The organism is Streptomyces sp. NBC_00158 (genome assembly GCF_045160885.1).
Lineage (GTDB): Bacteria > Actinomycetota > Actinomycetes > Streptomycetales > Streptomycetaceae > Streptomyces.
Window position 1 is genome coordinate 7,005,673 of the sequence record NZ_CP108161.1, and the last position, 15,877, is coordinate 7,021,549.

Annotated in this window: 13 protein-coding genes; 8 read left to right on the forward strand and 5 right to left on the reverse strand. The window is 75.3% G+C overall.

Annotated features, from left to right (window positions below):
• Positions 1 to 17: 17 nt before the first annotated feature.
• From OG553_RS32065 to OG553_RS32075, 3 genes are all read right to left on the reverse strand, one after another.
• Positions 18 to 1,019, reverse strand: a complete 1,002-nt coding sequence (locus OG553_RS32065) for an ABC transporter substrate-binding protein (protein ID WP_405982339.1) — start codon at positions 1,017 to 1,019, stop codon at positions 18 to 20.
• A gap of 236 nt (positions 1,020 to 1,255) precedes the next feature.
• Positions 1,256 to 1,972, reverse strand: a complete 717-nt coding sequence (locus OG553_RS32070; protein WP_405982340.1) for an ABC transporter ATP-binding protein — start codon at positions 1,970 to 1,972, stop codon at positions 1,256 to 1,258.
• Positions 1,969 to 2,748 (reverse strand): ABC transporter permease, encoded by a 780-nt coding sequence (locus OG553_RS32075; protein WP_405982341.1) that lies wholly within the window; start codon positions 2,746 to 2,748, stop codon positions 1,969 to 1,971. Before OG553_RS32075 ends, OG553_RS32070 begins: the two co-directional genes overlap by 4 nt.
• Positions 2,749 to 2,901: 153 nt before the next feature.
• Here OG553_RS32075 and OG553_RS32080 point away from each other — a divergent pair, with 153 nt between their 5' ends.
• From OG553_RS32080 to OG553_RS32090, 3 genes are all read left to right on the forward strand, one after another.
• Entirely contained in the window at positions 2,902 to 3,477 is a 576-nt protein-coding gene (locus tag OG553_RS32080; protein ID WP_405982342.1) for a helix-turn-helix domain-containing protein, read from the forward strand.
• A gap of 213 nt (positions 3,478 to 3,690) precedes the next feature.
• Positions 3,691 to 4,794, forward strand: a complete 1,104-nt coding sequence (locus OG553_RS32085; RefSeq protein ID WP_405982343.1) for an alpha/beta fold hydrolase — start codon at positions 3,691 to 3,693, stop codon at positions 4,792 to 4,794.
• 45 nt (positions 4,795 to 4,839) lie between these two features.
• The gene (locus OG553_RS32090) at positions 4,840 to 5,130 is read left to right on the forward strand and encodes an alpha/beta hydrolase (protein ID WP_405982344.1); all 291 of its coding nucleotides are present in this window, start codon (positions 4,840 to 4,842) and stop codon (positions 5,128 to 5,130) included.
• Between the two features lie 37 nt (positions 5,131 to 5,167).
• Here the strand turns inward: OG553_RS32090 and OG553_RS32095 are convergent, their stop codons facing one another.
• Together OG553_RS32095 and OG553_RS32100 are read right to left on the reverse strand one after the other, a co-directional pair.
• The gene (locus OG553_RS32095; RefSeq protein ID WP_405982345.1) at positions 5,168 to 5,677 is read right to left on the reverse strand and encodes a GNAT family N-acetyltransferase; all 510 of its coding nucleotides are present in this window, start codon (positions 5,675 to 5,677) and stop codon (positions 5,168 to 5,170) included.
• 29 nt (positions 5,678 to 5,706) lie between these two features.
• Positions 5,707 to 8,862 carry a D-alanyl-D-alanine carboxypeptidase gene (locus OG553_RS32100; RefSeq protein WP_405982346.1) on the reverse strand — a complete coding sequence of 1,052 codons (3,156 nt, stop codon included), beginning with the start codon at positions 8,860 to 8,862 and terminating at the stop codon, positions 5,707 to 5,709.
• Between the two features lie 215 nt (positions 8,863 to 9,077).
• On the opposite strand from OG553_RS32100, the gene OG553_RS32105 reads away from it, so the two are divergent.
• The 5 genes from OG553_RS32105 to OG553_RS32125 all read left to right on the forward strand — a co-directional run bounded on the left by OG553_RS32105 (position 9,078) and on the right by OG553_RS32125 (position 15,648).
• Positions 9,078 to 9,500 carry a GntR family transcriptional regulator gene (locus OG553_RS32105; protein WP_362462279.1) on the forward strand — a complete coding sequence of 141 codons (423 nt, stop codon included), beginning with the start codon at positions 9,078 to 9,080 and terminating at the stop codon, positions 9,498 to 9,500.
• A complete protein-coding gene (locus OG553_RS32110; protein WP_405982347.1) occupies positions 9,497 to 10,408 on the forward strand; it encodes an ABC transporter ATP-binding protein in 912 nt (303 codons plus the stop codon). The genes OG553_RS32105 and OG553_RS32110 overlap by 4 nt, the downstream gene beginning before the upstream one ends.
• Positions 10,405 to 11,358, forward strand: coding sequence for a transporter (locus tag OG553_RS32115; protein ID WP_405982348.1), 954 nt, complete (start codon positions 10,405 to 10,407; stop codon positions 11,356 to 11,358). The genes OG553_RS32110 and OG553_RS32115 overlap by 4 nt, the downstream gene beginning before the upstream one ends.
• A gap of 89 nt (positions 11,359 to 11,447) precedes the next feature.
• On the forward strand, positions 11,448 to 12,224 hold the full coding sequence (locus OG553_RS32120) for a class I SAM-dependent methyltransferase (protein ID WP_405982349.1): 777 nt from the start codon (positions 11,448 to 11,450) through the stop codon (positions 12,222 to 12,224).
• 187 nt (positions 12,225 to 12,411) lie between these two features.
• The gene (locus tag OG553_RS32125; RefSeq protein ID WP_405982350.1) at positions 12,412 to 15,648 is read left to right on the forward strand and encodes a TIM-barrel domain-containing protein; all 3,237 of its coding nucleotides are present in this window, start codon (positions 12,412 to 12,414) and stop codon (positions 15,646 to 15,648) included.
• The last annotated feature ends 229 nt before the right edge of the window (positions 15,649 to 15,877 follow it).

Sequence of the window (15,877 nt, forward strand, 5' to 3'; positions counted from 1 at the left end):
CTTCCTGGTGGAGGGGGTCAGTGGAGGGTGACGGCGGCCGGGTCGGCGGCCGTCAGGGGTGCGGGGCGCAGCCGTTCGCGCAGGGCCAGCCGGTCGGCGGCGCCGGGCAGGTTCTGGGCGGCCTTGGCCCAGGCGGCCTCGTCGGCCAGCTGGGTCAGCAGCTCGGGGGTGAGGCTGGCGCCGTACGCGTAGCGGGGGTGGAAGGCGTCGACGTAGCCGGCCTGGAGCGCGCCCTTGGACTGGGCGACGACGGCGGCCCGCGCGGCGGCGGGGTCGGCCGCGGCGGCCCGCTGCGCGCGCAGCACCGCACGCAGGACCGCGGTGGCCGCGGCGTCGTCGGCGGCGGGGCCCGAGACGAGCAGGGTGCGGGCGGTGTAACCGGAGAAGGGGACCTCGGCGTAGCGGTCGGCCAGGGCGGTGCGGGCGGCGTCGTAGAAGCTGGGGAAGGTGACCCCGGCGTCGACGTCGCCGCGGGAGAGGGCCGCCGCAACCTGGTTCGGGGCCAGGTTGACCACGGTCACGTCGGCCGGGGTCAGCCGCTCCGAGGCGAGCATCCGGCTCAGCGCGTACTCGACGTTGGTGCCCTGCGGCACCCCGACCTTGCGCCCCTTGAGCGCGGCGAAGCCGGTGATGCCGCGGTCGGTGCGGGTCAGCAGGCGCCAGTCGGAGAACCGCGACAGGTCGGCGACGATCCGTACGTCCCGCCCGCCGAGCGCGGCCGTCACGGCGGGCAGGTCGCCCACGACCCCGAACTGCGCCTGCCCGCCGAGCACGGCGTTCAGCGCGTCCCGTCCGGTGGACAGGGTGGTCACGGTGGCGTCGAGACCCTCCTCGGCCCAGAGCCCCCGCGCCTGCGCGAGGTACACCGGCGCACCGCCGAGCTGGTCGCTCCCGGCGACGGTCACGGCCCGCCGGCCGGTTCCTTCCGGGGGCTGACCGCACGAGGCGGCGAGCAGGGACACCAGGGCGGCGAACAGCACGGCGGCGGCCGCGCGGGGTCTGGTTCTGGGACGGGGCACGGGAGTCGGTCCTTTCGGGGACGGGGACGGGGACGGGGACGGGGACGGGGACGGGGACGGGGACGGGGACGGGGACGGGGCAAGGGGAGACGGGGACGGGGGCCGGTGCGGGACCGCCGGGTCGGGCCCGGCCCCCGCCAGGCCGGGGTCGCGTCCCGGCGCGGAGCCGGATACCAGAGCACCGCACGAGGCCGGCCGGCTCGGGCCCGGGGCGCGGGCGGCGCGGCCGGGCGGGGTCAGGCGGTCGTCAGGTGGCGGGCTATCAGGGCGCGGAGGTCCGGGTCCGGGGGGCCCGGGGGGACGGGGTGGTCGGCCAGGACACGGCCCGGGGAGCCGCCCAGCACCACCACCCGCCCGGCCAGGGCGAGGGCTTCGTCGATGTCGTGCGTCACGAACAGCACCGTGCTCCCGCTGCGCCGCCACAGCTCCCGCAGCAGGTCCTGCATCCGGCCCCGGGTCAGTGCGTCCAGCGCACCGAACGGCTCGTCCATCAGCAGGACTTCCGGCTCCGCCGCCAGCGCCCGGGCCAGCGCCACGCGCTGCTGCATCCCGCCCGACAGCTGCGCCGGGTACTTGTCCGCGCCGTCCGCGAGACCGACCTCCGCCAGCGCGGCCAGCGCCCGTTCGCGCCGCTCCCGGCGCGGCAGCCCGAGCCGTTTCAGCGCGAACTCGACGTTGCCCCGGGCCGTGCGCCACGGGAACAGCGCGTAGTGCTGGAAGACCACGCCCCGCTCGGGGCCCGGCCCCGCCACCGGCACGTCCCCGGCCGTCACCCGGCCCGACGACGGGCGGACGAAGCCGGCCACCGTGTTCAGGACCGTGGACTTGCCGCAGCCGCTCGGCCCCAGCAGCGCGGTGAACGACCCCGCCGGGAACACCAGGTCCGTCCGCTCCAGCACCGGCGCGGCGCCGTAGCCCACCGTCAGCCCCTCCAGGCGCACTTCGAGGCTCATGACGCGCTCCAGTGCACGAAGCGGCGCCCGACGGCGGCCAGTACGAGGTCCGCCGCCACGCCCAGCAGCCCGAGCACGAGCAGTCCGGCGAACATCCTGTCCACCCGCAGGAACTGGCCGTCCACCTGGAGCCGGTACGCCAGCCCGCTGTCCGCACCGCCCAGTTCGGCGGCCACCAGTGCCAGCAGCGCCACCGAGGCCCCGTAGCGCAGCGCGGCCAGCAGCGCCGGCGCGGCGGCGGGCAGCAGCACCTCGGTGAACCGCCGGTGCAGCGGCGCCCCCAGCGACCGGGCCGCCCGCAGGTGCGAGACCGGCACCCGCGAGACCCCGTCGTGGACGTACAGCCAGACCGCGAGGAGCACCGCGTACGCGATCAGCAGCCGCTTGGCGCTCTCGCCGATCCCGAACCAGGCCGTGGCCAGCGGTACGAGCGCGATGGCGGGGATCGGGCGGAGGAAGGACACCACCGGGGTGACGGCCGCCGACAGCCCCGGCAGGTAGCCGGTGGCGAACCCGAGCGCGCCGCCCACGACGGCCCCCAGCGCGAAGCCCTGTCCCGCGCGGGCCAGGCTCGCGGCGAGGTCGTCGGCCAGCACCCCGCTGCGGGCGCTGTCCGCCAGTGCCGCCAGGGTGTCGGCCGGCGTGGGCAGCAGCCCCGGGGCCACCGCGCCCGACCAGGCGAGCAGGGACCAGAGCCCGAGCACGGCGGCGGCCGAGCCCAGCGGCGGGCCGAACCGGCCGAGGGCCCGGCCCGTGGGGGAGGGGGTGGGGTGCACGCGAGCACTCCTCATCTGCTGTCCGGCCGTCGCCGGCCTGCCGTTCATAAGTGAGGTCAATAATTGACGACGCTTATGAACGGTGTGTTGCAGCAGTACGAAACCTCCCGGGCCCACCCGGCCGCCGGAAGCCGATGGGGTACGTTCGCCAGCGTGTCCCGCCCCGAACCCACCCCCGAAGCCATCGAGGTCGGCCGCGCGATCCGTGAGTGCCGCACGGCACGCCGGGTCTCCATGGCCGTACTGGCCGGCCGCTCGGGCCTCTCGCAGCCCTTCCTCAGCCAGCTCGAACGCGGACTGGCCACGCCAAGCCTCAGCTCGATCTACCGGATCGCCGAGGCGCTCGACGTGGCCCCCGGGACCTTCCTGCGGCCGCCGGGCCGGCCGGGCGTGGTCAGCCACGAGAGCGACCCGCAGGTGATCCGCGTCAGCGAGGCCGCCGGACAGGTGGCCCGGGTGCTCATCCCGGGCGGGCGCAGCGGGCTGATGGAGGCCTACGAGCACCACTTCGAGCCCGGCCAGGGCGAGCGCGGCTGGTTCGAACATCCCGGGGAGGACTTCCTCTACGTCCTGGAGGGGGAGGTCGTCCTCGAAGTACGCGGCGAGGAACCCCTGTTGCTGACCGCGGGCCAGAGCGCCCACCACCGCGGCGACCTGCCGCACCGCTGCGTACTGCCCGGTGACGGCGCGTCGGCCGCCCGCACCCTGCTCGTCATCGCGAACCCGTAGGGGGAGCGGCCCCTGAGAGGCCCCGGACCCGACCCGGACCCGACCCGGAACCGTCCCTGACGGAGCCGCCACCCGGGCGACGGCGCGCCTAACGTGACGACGGTGCCCCCGGCCGGGTCCGCACGCCCGACACGACCGCTCGCTCCACGAGGAGGATCCATGCCGTTCAGGGGCAGATCCGCACGGCCGCGCCTCACCGCGCGGGGCACGGCCATGGGATCGGCAGCCGCCGTGGCCGCCGTGGCAGTCGTCACCGGCCTCGCCGCCGCTCCCGCGGTCCACGCGTCGCCCTACGCCACCGGGGCCCTGCGGTGGGCCCCGTGTGACGGTCGGGCGGACCCGGGGGCCGAGTGCGCCGCCCTGTCCGTGCCGGTCGACTGGGCCGACCCGGACGGGCCGAGACTCGACCTGGCCGTGGCCCGCCGCAAGGCCGCCGACCCCGGCGCACGCGTCGGCTCGATGGTGTTCGGCCCCGGCGGGCCGGGCGACTCGGGCGTGGAGAGGGTGGTGAGCGGCATCAGCCGGTTCAGCCCCGAGGTCCGCCGCAGGTTCGACGTCGTCAGCTTCGACCCGCGCGGGGTGGGCGGCAGCAATCCGGTGACCTGCTCCGGCGACCTGCTCGCCGAGCGGCCGTCACCCGAGCTGAAGACCCAGGCCGACTTCGACGCCACCCTGGCGTACAACAGGCGGCTGCGCGCCGACTGCCGGGCCCTTACCGGCCCGGTGTTCGACCACCTCGACACCGGGCAGACGGTCCGGGACCTGGACGCCCTCCGTGCCGCACTCGGCGAGCGGGAGCTGACCTTCCACGGCAGCTCGTACGGCACCCTGCTCGGGGCGCAGTACGCCGAGACCTACCCGCGGCGGGTGCGCGCGATGGTGCTGGAGAGCGTCATGGACCACGGCGTCGCGACCGCCCGCGGCTTCCTGCGGGCCGGGGCGGTCGCCGCGGAGGACTCGTTCCGGGAGTTCGTGAAGTGGTGTGACGGTGCCCCGGACTGCGCCCTGCACGGCCGCGACGTCCGTGCCGTCCGGCAGGGGTTGTTGGCCCGGGCCGGGCGCGGCGAGCTGGAGGACCCGGCGCAACCGGGCACTTCGCTGTCGTCGTCCGACCTGGTCAACAAGATCGCGTTCCGCAGGCTCCACAGGGCCGACCACGCGGGTCTGGCCACGGCCATCGCGGGGATGGACGCGAGCGGGCCGCGTCCCGCTTCGCCCGTCCGGGCGGCGCCGCTGCCTGCGGCCACGCCGGTCTTCTGCTCGGACTGGCACCTGCCGGTGCGCGACCACCGCGCGTACGCGTCGCTCGTCGCCTAGACGGACACGGCCGCACCCGACCTGCCCCACCTGCTGCCGATCCACATGGCGGCGGCGTGTCTGGGCGCGGCGGCCGCCAACCCGCAGCACCGCACGGACGTACGGGGCGCCCCGCCGATCCTGGTGGCCGGGACCCTGCACGACCCTGCCACCGGCTACCCGTGGGCGGTCTCGGTGGCCCGGCAACTCGGCGGCAGCGGCGTGCTCCTCACCTACGAGGGCCAAGGACACGGCAGCGTCACCAGGGGTCCGTGCGTGCAAGACGCGGTGGACGGCTACCTCACCGACCTGGTGGTCCCGCGACGGGGCACCCGCTGCCCCGTCGTGCCGTCCTGACCGCGATCCCCGGCCGCGCGGCGGGGAAGCCGGGCGCCTACGCCGCGGCCGGCGCGGCGTAGCAGCGTACGGGGACCACCCGGCCGGGACCCCAGCGCTGCGCGACGGTCGCCAGCAGGCTCCAGCCGAGCCGCTCGTACAGCGCGGCGGCAGCGGTGTCGGAGGCCACCACGTCGAGCACCGGATGCAGTGCGAGCAACCGCGCCTCGCGCACGGCCCGCGCGATCAGCAGGGCGCCGATCCCGCGCCCGCGCGCGCCGGGCGCGACGAAGAGGCGGCTGACGACGGCCGTGTCCCGCGCGGGCAGCCCGGTCCGCCGGCTCCACAGCTCCGGCGCCGAGTCCCCCGGCCCGTTGCGGCACAGGCCGACGTGGCCGGCCAGGCGGCCGTCCCGCTCCGCGACCCAGCTGCCGAGCAGCGCGGGCGGCGACAGCCACTCCCGGGGCCGGTCGGGCCAGTCCACGGGGTAGCCGTCGCCGTGGTGGACCTCGGCGAGCGCGCGCACGCACGCGCCGAGGTCTTCTGCTTCGCGGGGCCGGACGTCCATCCGGTCATGCAAGCACAGCGGGATCGGCCTCAGGACAGGCGGGTGACCCGGGCGCCGAACGAGGGCTCGACGAGGTCGGTCCCCACGGCGACGGGCACGGTCTTCGCGCCGATCCCCTCGCCGACGGTCAGCACGCCGACCTCCGTCCCGGCCTTCGCCCCGTGCGGCAGCGGCTTCGCGCCCGCACCGAGGGAGAGGCGCAGCTGCTGCCCCGGTACGCCGATCACGGTGAGGTCCTTCGTGGCCACGAGCGGGGTCGAGCCGCCGAGCCCGTCGGACACGTGGCCCACCGGCTGCCCCTTGCGGATGACGGTGGCCGGGGCGAGGGCCTTGCGGACCGCTTCGATGATCTTGCGGCTGTTGTTCAGCACCAGCTCCAGGCTCTTCTCGGCGTTGGGGTCCGGCCCGTTCACGCGCTGTTCCATCATCACGCCGAGGATCAGCGGGCTCTCGCCGCCGAACTCCTTGTCCGCGGCCCACATCAGGGTGCCGCCCGCAGGGGTGCTGGACCCCGTCTTGATGCCGACGGCGTCCAGACCGCGGACCGAGAGCAGGGTGTTGTTGTTGCCGATGGCCTGGGTCCGCCCCTTGATCGGGGACGAGGGCAGCTTCACGATCTCGCGGAACGCCTCCTCCCGCATCACCGCCTCCGCGAGCTTGAGCTGGTCGACGGCAGTACTGACCGTTCCGGCGTCCAGGCCGCTCGGGTCCGTGTACGTGGTGTCCCGCATCCCGAGTTCCTTCGCGGCCGCGTTCATCTTCGCGACGAAGGCCGCCTCGTCGTTCCCGCTGTCCCAACGGGCCAGCTGGCGGGCGATGTTGTTGGCGGACGGGATCATCATCATCTTGAGCATGTCCTGCTCGCTGAACTTCTGCCCGAGGGTGAGGTCCTTGATCCGGGACTCGTCCTCGGACTTGCCCTCGGCGACCGCCTTGGCGTCGATCTCGATGCCGGGGCCGGACTCGTCCTTGCGCAGCGGGTGGTTCTTGAGGATCACGTACGCCGTCATCACCTTGCCCACGCTGGCCGTCGGGACCGGCTTCTGCTCGCCGAACGTGCTGACGGCTCCGGAGCCCGGGAAGCGGACTGCCGCCTGCCCCTTGGCCGGCCAGGGGATGGTGGTCGAGCCCTCGATGGTGTGCGAGGTCTGCGTGGTGACGAACTGCGGGGCGGGGAGCGGGCGCAGCATCTGGGCGCCCGCGACGGCGGCGCCGAGCAGCAGCACGATCGGCGTCCACACCTTGGCGCGGCGCGTGAGGGTGCGGCGCGGGGTCTCCGGCGGGGGAGCGGTGTTGGTCAGCTCGGCCAGCAGGTCGAGCGGCGGCCGGGGCGACTCCCGGGTGGGCTCCAGCACGACGGGCGCCGGTCGCTGCGCCGGCTCCGGCTTCTGCCTCGGCTGGGCGGGGTCCTTGAGCGCGACGAACTCGCTGGTCCGCTCGGGGTCGTGCGGTCGCGCTGCCGCGCGCTGGGCCGGCCGGGCGGGTGCGGTGACGCCCTCGGGCGCTCTGCCCTCGGGCACGGGTATTTCGGCGGTCGTGTCACCCTCCGACTCCGCCCACGAGGGGCGGGCGGGTCCGTCGCCCTTCGCCCAGGACGGGCGCGGACGGCCCGTCCCGGCCCGCGCCGGACCGTCAGGGCTCTTCCGAGCCCCGGCCGGCCCGGCGTCAGGCTTCTGCCCGGCCCGGGGAGCGGACTCCGACCCGGCGTCGCCGCCGCCTTCCGCGTCCTCGTCCGACTCCAGCCCGACGGTGGTGGTGCCGTCCGCCGACTCCGCGTCGGCGTCCTTCGGCTTCAGCCCGGAGGGGGAGCCGTCCGCCGACCCGGCGCCGTCCCCGCTCCCCGCACGCGGGCGGGCGTCCGCCTCCCGCTGACCGGGGGCACCGGCTCCGGAGCCCCGGCCGTCCTCGGCGGTCTCCCGCCCGGCGGGGGAGCCGTCTCCCGGCGCGCGCCCGGCCGGGGTCGCGGCGCGAGGGTCGGCGGGGGCAGTCCGCCGGGCAGAGGCGTCGGCCTCGTGGTCGGTGTCGGTCGTCTTCTGCCCGGCCAGGGCGCGGACGGGGTCGTCACCCGGGGCCGCGTCAGCGTTATCCGGCTCGCGCCCGGCGGGGCTTCCTGCCCGGGGGCCGGCGGGGGCAGCCCCCCGGGCGGTGCCGTCGCCCTCGGGCTCGGGGTCGGTCGCCTTGCGCCCGGCCAGGGCGCGGGTGGGGGCGTCGTTGTTCGGGGCCGCGTCAGCGTCTTCCGGCGGGTTCCCGGCCGGGGTTGCGGCGCGAGGGTCGGCGGGGGCAGCCCGCCGGGCGGTGCCGTCGCCCTCGGGCTCGGGGTCGGTCGCCTTGCGCCCGGGCAGGGCGCGGGTGGGGGCGTCGTGGTCCGGGGCCGCCTCAGCGATTTCCGGCGGGTTCCCGGCCGGGGTTGCGGCCCGTGGGTCGGCGGGGGCAGCCCGCCGGGCGGGGTCGGTCGCCTCGTGCCCGGCCAGGGCGCGGGCGGGGGTGTCGTGGTCCGGGGCCGCGTCAGCGTCTTTCGGCTCGCGCCCGGCCGGGGTTGCGGCCCGTGGATCGGCGGGGGCAGCCCGCCGGGCGGTGCCGTCGCCCTCGGGCTCGGGGTCGGTCGCCTTGCGCCCGGCCAGGGCGCGGACGGGGGCGTCGTGGTCCGGGGCCGCCTCAGCGATTTCCGGCGGGTTCCCGGCCGGGGTTGCGCCCCGGGGGTCGGCGGGGGCAGCCCGCCGGGCGGGGTCGGTCGCCTCGTGCCCGGCCAGGGCGCGGGCGGGGGTGTCGTGGTCCGGGGCCGCGTCAGCGTCTTTCGGCTCGCGCCCGGCCGGGGTTGCGGCCCGGGGGTCGGCGGGGGCAGCCCGCCGGGCGGCTCCGTCGCCCTCGGGCTCGGGGTCGGTCGCCTCCCGCCCAGCCAGGGGGCGGGCGGTGGCGTCGGTCCCCGACTCCGCGTCAGCGTCGGCCGGCCCGCGCCCGGTCAGGGCGGCGGCGTCCTTCGGCTTCCGCCCGGCCGGGTCCTCGGCGGGCGTGTCGGTTTCCGACTCCGCGTCAGCGTCGGCCGGCCCGCGCCCGGTCAGGGCAGCGGCGTCCTCCGGTTCCCGCCCGGCCAGGGCACGGGCAGCCGTGACCGACTCGGGGTCGGGGCCCTCCGTTCCCCGCCCCCCGGTCAGGGAACCGTCGCCCGCCACCGTTTCCGCCTTCATGCACGCCCCACCTTGCTGTTCGCACCCGGCTGCGCCGGTTCTCGCCGTCACGTCCGCGAGGCCGTCACCGGCCCGCCGATCACCTAGATGCCCCGTCCGGCCTCCGCGTTCCCGCCCCGACCGGCTGTGACGGTTCGGTCATACTCCGCCGGTTTGACGATCCCTCACCAAGTCTGCACTATTCCACTAACGTGTTAGTGGAATGAGGTGGAGGAATGGAGTTCCGAGTAGACCGGCGCAGCGGCGTCGCCACCTATCTGCAGCTCGTCACGCAGGTCAAACAGGCCCTGCGATTGGGCGTGCTGGAGCCGGGCGACCGGCTGCCGACGGCCCGGGAGGTGGTGGCGGCCACCGCCATCAACCCCAACACCGTCCTCAAGGCGTACCGCGAGCTCGAACGCGAGGGGCTCGTCGAACCGCGCCCCGGCGCGGGCACGTTCGTCCGCCGTTCCCTCTCGCACCCCGGCGCGGCCCCCGATTCGCCGCTGCGCCTGGCCCTGGCCGCCTGGATGGCGCGGGCCCGCGAGGAGGGACTGGACCGCGAGGACATCACGGCGCTGATCGCGGCCGCCGTGGACGAAAGCTTCAACCCCTCCGGGCCCGGGCGGCCCGGACAGTCGAGAGAGGAAACGGCGTGAGCGATCCGACCCACGCGCCGGCACTACGGGCCACCCGGCTCGGGCGGGAGTTCGGCGGCCACCGGGCCCTGCACGCGTGCGACGTCGAGCTGCCCGCGGGCCGCGTCACGGCCCTCGTCGGGCCCAACGGCGCCGGCAAGAGCACCCTGCTCCAGCTCGCGGCCGGCCTGCTGCGCCCGACCGGCGGGGAGATACGCGTCTTCGGCGAGGCCCCCGGCACCCCCGGGGCCCGCCGGCGCACCGCCTTCCTCGCGCAGGAACGGCCGCTGCACGCCGGCTTCACCGTCGCCGACACCCTGCGCATGGGCCGCGTCCTCAACCGCGGCCGCTGGGACCAGGACGCCGCCGAGCAGCTGCTCACCGGCTCCGGCATCCGCCGCGACGCCCGGGTCGGGTCGCTGTCCGGCGGCAACCGGACCCGGGTCGCCCTGGCCCTCGTACTCGGCAAGCGCGCCGACCTGCTGCTCCTGGACGAGCCGCTCGCCGACCTCGACCCGGTCGCCCGGCACGACGTGATGGCCCTGCTGATGACCGAGGCCGCCGAGCACGGCACCGGCATCGTGATGTCCTCCCACGTCCTGGCCGAACTGGAGGACGTCTGCGACCACGTGGTCCTCCTCAAGGACGGTTCCGCCCGGCTCTGCGGCGACGTCCAGGAGCTCCGCGAGGCGCACACCTGGATCACCGGCCGCGCCGACCCGGCGGAGTCCGACGGCCTGCCCCGTTCGATCGACCGCGGCGGCGTCGTGCACTCCGCCGTCGGCGGCCGCCAGGTCACCGCGCTCGTCCGTACGCCCCCACCGGACGACGACGGCCGCTGGATCACCGAGACCCCCTCCCTGGAAACCCTGTTGCTGGCCCACCTGCGAGCCCCCCGCCCCGCCGCCGAGAAGGAGGCCGCCGCATGAAGGGCGTCCTGTGGCTGGCCTGGCGCCAGCAGCGCCTGATGATCCTGTCCACGCTCGCCCTGCTGGCGCTCTGCGCGGCGTACGTGGCCTACCGGCGCTCCGAGATGGCGGAGCTGATCGACGCCACCGGCTGGGTGCCCTGCCCCGGCTGGAACGGGGGCTGCGAGAGCCCCGCCACCTTCCGGATCATGGAGGGCAACTCCGCCGGCATCCGCACGCTCGGCGCCCTCGGCATCGCGGTACCCGCCCTCATCGGCGTGTTCTGGGGCGCCCCGCTCATCGGCCGGGAGCTGGAGACGGGCACGTTCAAGCTGGCCCTCACCCAGGGGGTGGGCCCGCGCCGCTGGTTCGCGGCCCGGTTCGGCCTCGCGGCGCTGGTCGCCGTGCTCGTCGCGGCCGTCGTCGGGGCGCTCGTCGCCTGGTGGTGGCTGCCCATCGCCAACACCCTCGACGGCCCCTACTGGCACGACGCCGCGGTGTACAACGCCACCGGCCCGGCCCCGCTGGCCTGCGCCCTGTTCGGCCTCGCCGCCGGCACCCTCGCCGGCCTGCTGGTGCGCCGGACGCTGCCCGCCATGGGGGCGGCCCTGGCCGCGATCGGCACCGCGATGGTGTTCGTGACGTTCTTCCGCACCTCGTGGATCGCCCCGGAGACCCGGATCACCCCCGGTGACACCCCGAAGCGGCTCGTCGGCAGCGCTTGGTCCACCGGGGAGTTCGGCTACATCACGCCCGACGGACGCGAGTACCCGATCATGAAGTTCTGTCAGACGTCCGGTGACGAGATGCGGGCGTGCATGGCCGAACACGGCTTCACCGGCCGCTACCACAAGGTCTATCCCAGCGGCGACTTCTGGACCTTCCAGTGGATCGACACCGCCCTCTACCTCGGGGCCGCGGCCGTCCTCGTCGGCCTGACCCTCCTCGTCCTGCGCCGCCGCACGGCCTGACCGCCGCGCCCCGCGGACCCCTCGCCCCGCAGACCACCCACCCCGCAGACCACCCACCCCGTTCCGTCCGCACCCCTGGGGGACCCCTCATGGCCACCAAGAAGAACCTCACCGCCAACCGCGCCGGCCTCGGCCACAAGGTCCGCTACGCGCTGGGCAACCCGACCCGCATCGCCCCCTACGTACGCCGTGCCGCCCGCGACCGGTGGCTGCGCCTCAAGCACCCCGACCACGTGGGCTACTACCGGGCCGTCATGGCCTCCGACACCGGCCGCAACCCGGAGGCCGCGGTCGGCAGCCAGACCCACGAGCGCTGGCTGGCCCTCGGCAAGATGCAGTTCGACTACCTCAAGGCGCACGGCCTCACCCCGCGCCACCGCATGCTCGACATCGGGTGCGGAAACCTGCGCGCGGGCTGGCGCTTCATCGAGCACCTGGAGACGGGCCACTACTACGGCATCGACATCTCGCCCGACATCCTCATAGCGGCCAAGGGGACGCTGGCCGGGCGCGGCCTCCAGGACAAGCTCCCGCACCTGACCATCACCCAGGACCTGACCCTGGACTTCCTGCCCGACCGCCACTTCGACGTGGTGCACGCACACAGCGTGTTCTCCCACTCGCCGATCGGGATCATCGACGAGTGCCTAGCGCACGTGGAGCGCGTCCTCGCGCCCGGCGGCTGGTTCGACTTCACCTTCGACCGCACCGAGGGCACCGAACACCAGGTGCTGCGCGAGGACTTCTACTACCGCACCCAGACCCTCGTGGACCTCGCGGCCGGGCACGGGCTGAAGGCCCGCTTCATGGACGACTGGGAGGAGCTCGGCCACGGCCAGTCCAAGATCCGCGTCACCGCGGCCTGACAGCGGTCCGGCCCGGGCGGCGAAGCCGGTGTGACGGCTTCCCGCCCGGGCCTCTTCATGCTCAAATTTGCTTGGTACAGGACGACTTCGAACATGTTCCTTCAAATGGGCCGCCCGAGTCCGCTATCTTGCCGGGTGCATGCCAAGGCGGTGTGTCCGCGATCCGGACCGCACGAGGAGCTGCCCGATGAGTCCGACGAGACTGTCCCTGAGGCGCGACCGGCACGACCCCCCACCCCAGCACCACCGCCCCGGCCGCCCCGGCCGCCACAGGGCCCGCCTCGCGGCCCTGCTCGCCGCCGCGCTCGCGGCCGCCGGCCTCGCCGCGGCGGGCCCCGCCACCGCCCGCGCGGCGGCAGCCGCCCCCGCCGCCACGGCGGGCACGGTCACCGGCCTGAGCCAGTCGGGCGCCACCTTCACCGTGAGCACCTCCAGCGGGGCCAAGGCCCGCGTGGTCGTCGCCCGCGCCGACATCTTCCGCCTCTGGCTCTCCCCCGACGGGGCCTTCACCAACGACCCGGCCGGCTCCGACCTCGCCCCCACCACCGACTTCGGCCCGGTGAACGCGAGTTACAGCGACGCGGGCACCCACTTCCGGATCACCACGGGCGCGCTGTCCATCCGGGTCAACAAATCGCCCCTGCAGTTCTCCGTCTTCCGCGCCGACGACACCACCCCCGTCTGGCAGGAGACCCAGCCCACCAGCTGGGGCGGCGGCAAGACCACCCAGTACCTGGCGCGCGGCGCCGACGAGCAGTTCTACGGCACCGGCCTGCGCCTCGGCGAGTGGGCGCTGCGCGGCAAGACCGTGCCCGTCGCCGTGGACAACAAGTGGCGCGAGAACGACAACGCCAGCCCCGCCCCCTTCTACATGTCCACCAACGACTACGGAGTCATGCGCAACACCTGGGCCCCGGGCTCGTACGCCTTCAACGCCCCCACCGCCCTCACCCACGACGAGACCCGTTTCGACGCCTGGTACTTCACCGGCGACTCCCTCAAATCCGTGCTCGACGCCTACACCGACGTCAGCGGCAAACCCTTCATGGCGCCGATGTGGGGCTTCGAACTCGGCAACGCCGACTGCTTCAACGCCTCCAACCCCGACTACCAGGGCGACCACGGCCGGCCCCGCCACCAGACCACGCCCGACGTGGCCGGCTACGCCGCCGACGCCCGCGCCGCCGACATGCCCTCGGGCTGGTTCCTGCCCAACGACGGCTACGGCTGCGGCTACACCGCGCCCCTGAAGTCCACCGTCGACGCCCTGAAGGCCAAGGGCTTCCAGACCGGCCTGTGGACCTCCACCGGACTCGGTTCCATCGCCGACGAGGTGGGCACCGCGGGCAGCCGGGGAGTCAAGACCGACGTGGCCTGGATCGGCGGCGGCTACAAGACCGCCTTCCAGGGCGTCCAGCAGGCCGTGGACGGCATCGAGAAGAACTCCGACGCCCGCCGCTACGTGTGGACCGTCGACGGCTGGGCCGGCACCCAGCGCAACGCCGTCGTCTGGACCGGCGACACCTACGGCACCTGGGACGACATGCGCTGGCACGTCCCCGCCATCGCCGGCGCGGGCCTGTCCGGCCTCAACTACGCCTCCGGCGACGTCGACGGCATCTTCGGCGGCAGCCCCAAGACGTACGCCCGCGACCTCCAGTGGAAGGCCTTCACCCCCGCCTTCATGACCATGTCCGGATGGGGCGCGGTCAACCCGTCGGCCGGCTACCAGGACAAGCAGCCCTGGCGCTTCGCCGAGCCCTACCTGTCCGTCAACCGCAAGTACCTCCAGCTCAAGATGCGGCTGATGCCCTACCTGTACACGATGAGCCGCACCGCCCACGAGACGGGCGTCCCCAGCACCCGCGCGATGGTCCTGGAGTACCCCGACGACCCGGTCGCCCGGGGGAACCTGACCAGCGGCCAGTTCATGTCCGGGGACTCCTTCCTGGTCGCGCCGGTCGTCTCCGACACCTCCGTCCGCGACGGCATCTACCTGCCCGCCGGGACCTGGACGGACTACTGGACCGGGAAGACGTACGCGGGCCCCGGCTGGCTGAACGGCTACCGCGCCCCCCTCGACACCCTGCCGCTGTTCGTCAAGGGCGGGGCGATCGTGCCGATGTGGCCGCAGATGAACTACTCGGGCGAGAAGCCCGTCGACACCCTCACCTACGACATCCACCCGCGCGGCGCCTCCTCCTTCAGCCTGTACGAGGACGACGGCCGCACCCGCGCGTACGCCTCCGGCGCCTTCGCCCGCCAGCGCGTCGACGTCACCGCCCCGGCGGCGGGATCCGGCACGGTCACCGTCTCCGTCGGCGCCCCCACGGGCTCCTACGCCGGCCAGCGGCCCTCGCGCGGCTACGAGTTCACCCTCCACGTGGCCTCCGCCCCCACGGCCCTGACGGCGGACGGCGCCGCGCTGCCCCGCCTCGCCGACAAGGCCGCCTACGACGCGGCCGCCACCGGATGGTTCTTCGACCCCGCCGACCGGGCGGGCGTGCTGTGGGTCAAGACCGGTACGAAGACGGGCGCGTTCAGCGTCACCGCCACCGGGACCTCCGTCCCGGCCGCCGATCCGGTTCCGGCCACCTCCTCGCCGATCTCCCAGTCGGCGTGGACCCTGGTCTCCGCCGACAGCCAGGAGACCGCGGCGGAGAACGGGGCCGCGGTCAATGCCTTCGACGGCAACCCCGCCACCATGTGGCACACCGCCTGGTCCTCCGGGAAGGCGGCGGCCCTGCCGCACGAGATCCGGATCGACCTCGGCGCCCGCTACAGCGTCGACGGCCTCGGCTACCTGCCGCGCCAGGACGGCGGGGCCAACGGCAGGATCGGCGGCTACGAGGTCTACGTGTCCGACAGCACCGCCGACTGGGGCACCCCCGCCGCCACCGGAGCCTTCGCCGACACCGCGGCGGCCAAGTCCGTCACCCTCGCCCCCCGGACCGGCCGCTACCTGAGGCTGCGGGCCCTGACCGAGGCGGGCGGGCGCGGCCCCTGGAGCAGCGCCGCCGAGCTCACCCTCACCGGCCGCCCGGCGCCGCTCCCGGCCGACGCCACCCTCGTCAACGCGGCCTCCGCGCGCTGCCTGGACCTCCCGCACAGCGATACCACCCCGGGCACCGCACCCACCCTCTACACCTGCCACGGCGGCCCGAACCAGCGCTGGACCCTCCAGGACGACGGCCGCCTCGCCGGCCTGAACGGGGTCTGCCTCGACGCCGCGGACCCGGCGAAGGTCACGGTACGGGCCTGCGCCGCCGGCCCCGCCCAGACCTGGCAGCCCGGCCCGGACGGCAGCCTGCGCAGCGCCGGGCAGTGCCTGACCCCGGCGGGCTCCGGCACCGCCAACGGCACCGGCCTCACCCGGGCCGCCTGCACCGGCGCGGCCGCCCAGCGCTGGACCTTCACCCCCTGACCGCGCGCCCGGCCCGGCCCCCCACGCCGGGCCGGGCACGCCAGTCCCCCCGCCTCTTGGGGGTGTCCGCGAAGTCGCGCCTGCCCCGCGACGCCCGGCACGCACTCCCGCCGCACCGGGCGGAAGAGCGAGTACGTCCAGTACGCGGCCTTCCGCCCGGCAGGCCGAGAGCACGCACCGGACCCCGCGGGGCCCGCCCTCCGGGCGGACGGCGGCACTTCGCGGACCC

Coding starts and splice junctions, on each gene's coding strand:
- OG553_RS32125 (WP_405982350.1), top strand. CDS start 12,412: ATGAGTCCGACGAGACTGTCCCTGAGGCGCGACCGGCACGACCCCCCA.
- OG553_RS32120 (WP_405982349.1), top strand. CDS start 11,448: ATGGCCACCAAGAAGAACCTCACCGCCAACCGCGCCGGCCTCGGCCAC.
- OG553_RS32105 (WP_362462279.1), top strand. CDS start 9,078: ATGGAGTTCCGAGTAGACCGGCGCAGCGGCGTCGCCACCTATCTGCAG.
- OG553_RS32085 (WP_405982343.1), top strand. CDS start 3,691: ATGGGATCGGCAGCCGCCGTGGCCGCCGTGGCAGTCGTCACCGGCCTC.
- OG553_RS32095 (WP_405982345.1), bottom strand. CDS start 5,677: ATGGACGTCCGGCCCCGCGAAGCAGAAGACCTCGGCGCGTGCGTGCGC.
- OG553_RS32090 (WP_405982344.1), top strand. CDS start 4,840: ATGGCGGCGGCGTGTCTGGGCGCGGCGGCCGCCAACCCGCAGCACCGC.
- OG553_RS32115 (WP_405982348.1), top strand. CDS start 10,405: ATGAAGGGCGTCCTGTGGCTGGCCTGGCGCCAGCAGCGCCTGATGATC.
- OG553_RS32070 (WP_405982340.1), bottom strand. CDS start 1,972: ATGAGCCTCGAAGTGCGCCTGGAGGGGCTGACGGTGGGCTACGGCGCC.
- OG553_RS32100 (WP_405982346.1), bottom strand. CDS start 8,862: ATGAAGGCGGAAACGGTGGCGGGCGACGGTTCCCTGACCGGGGGGCGG.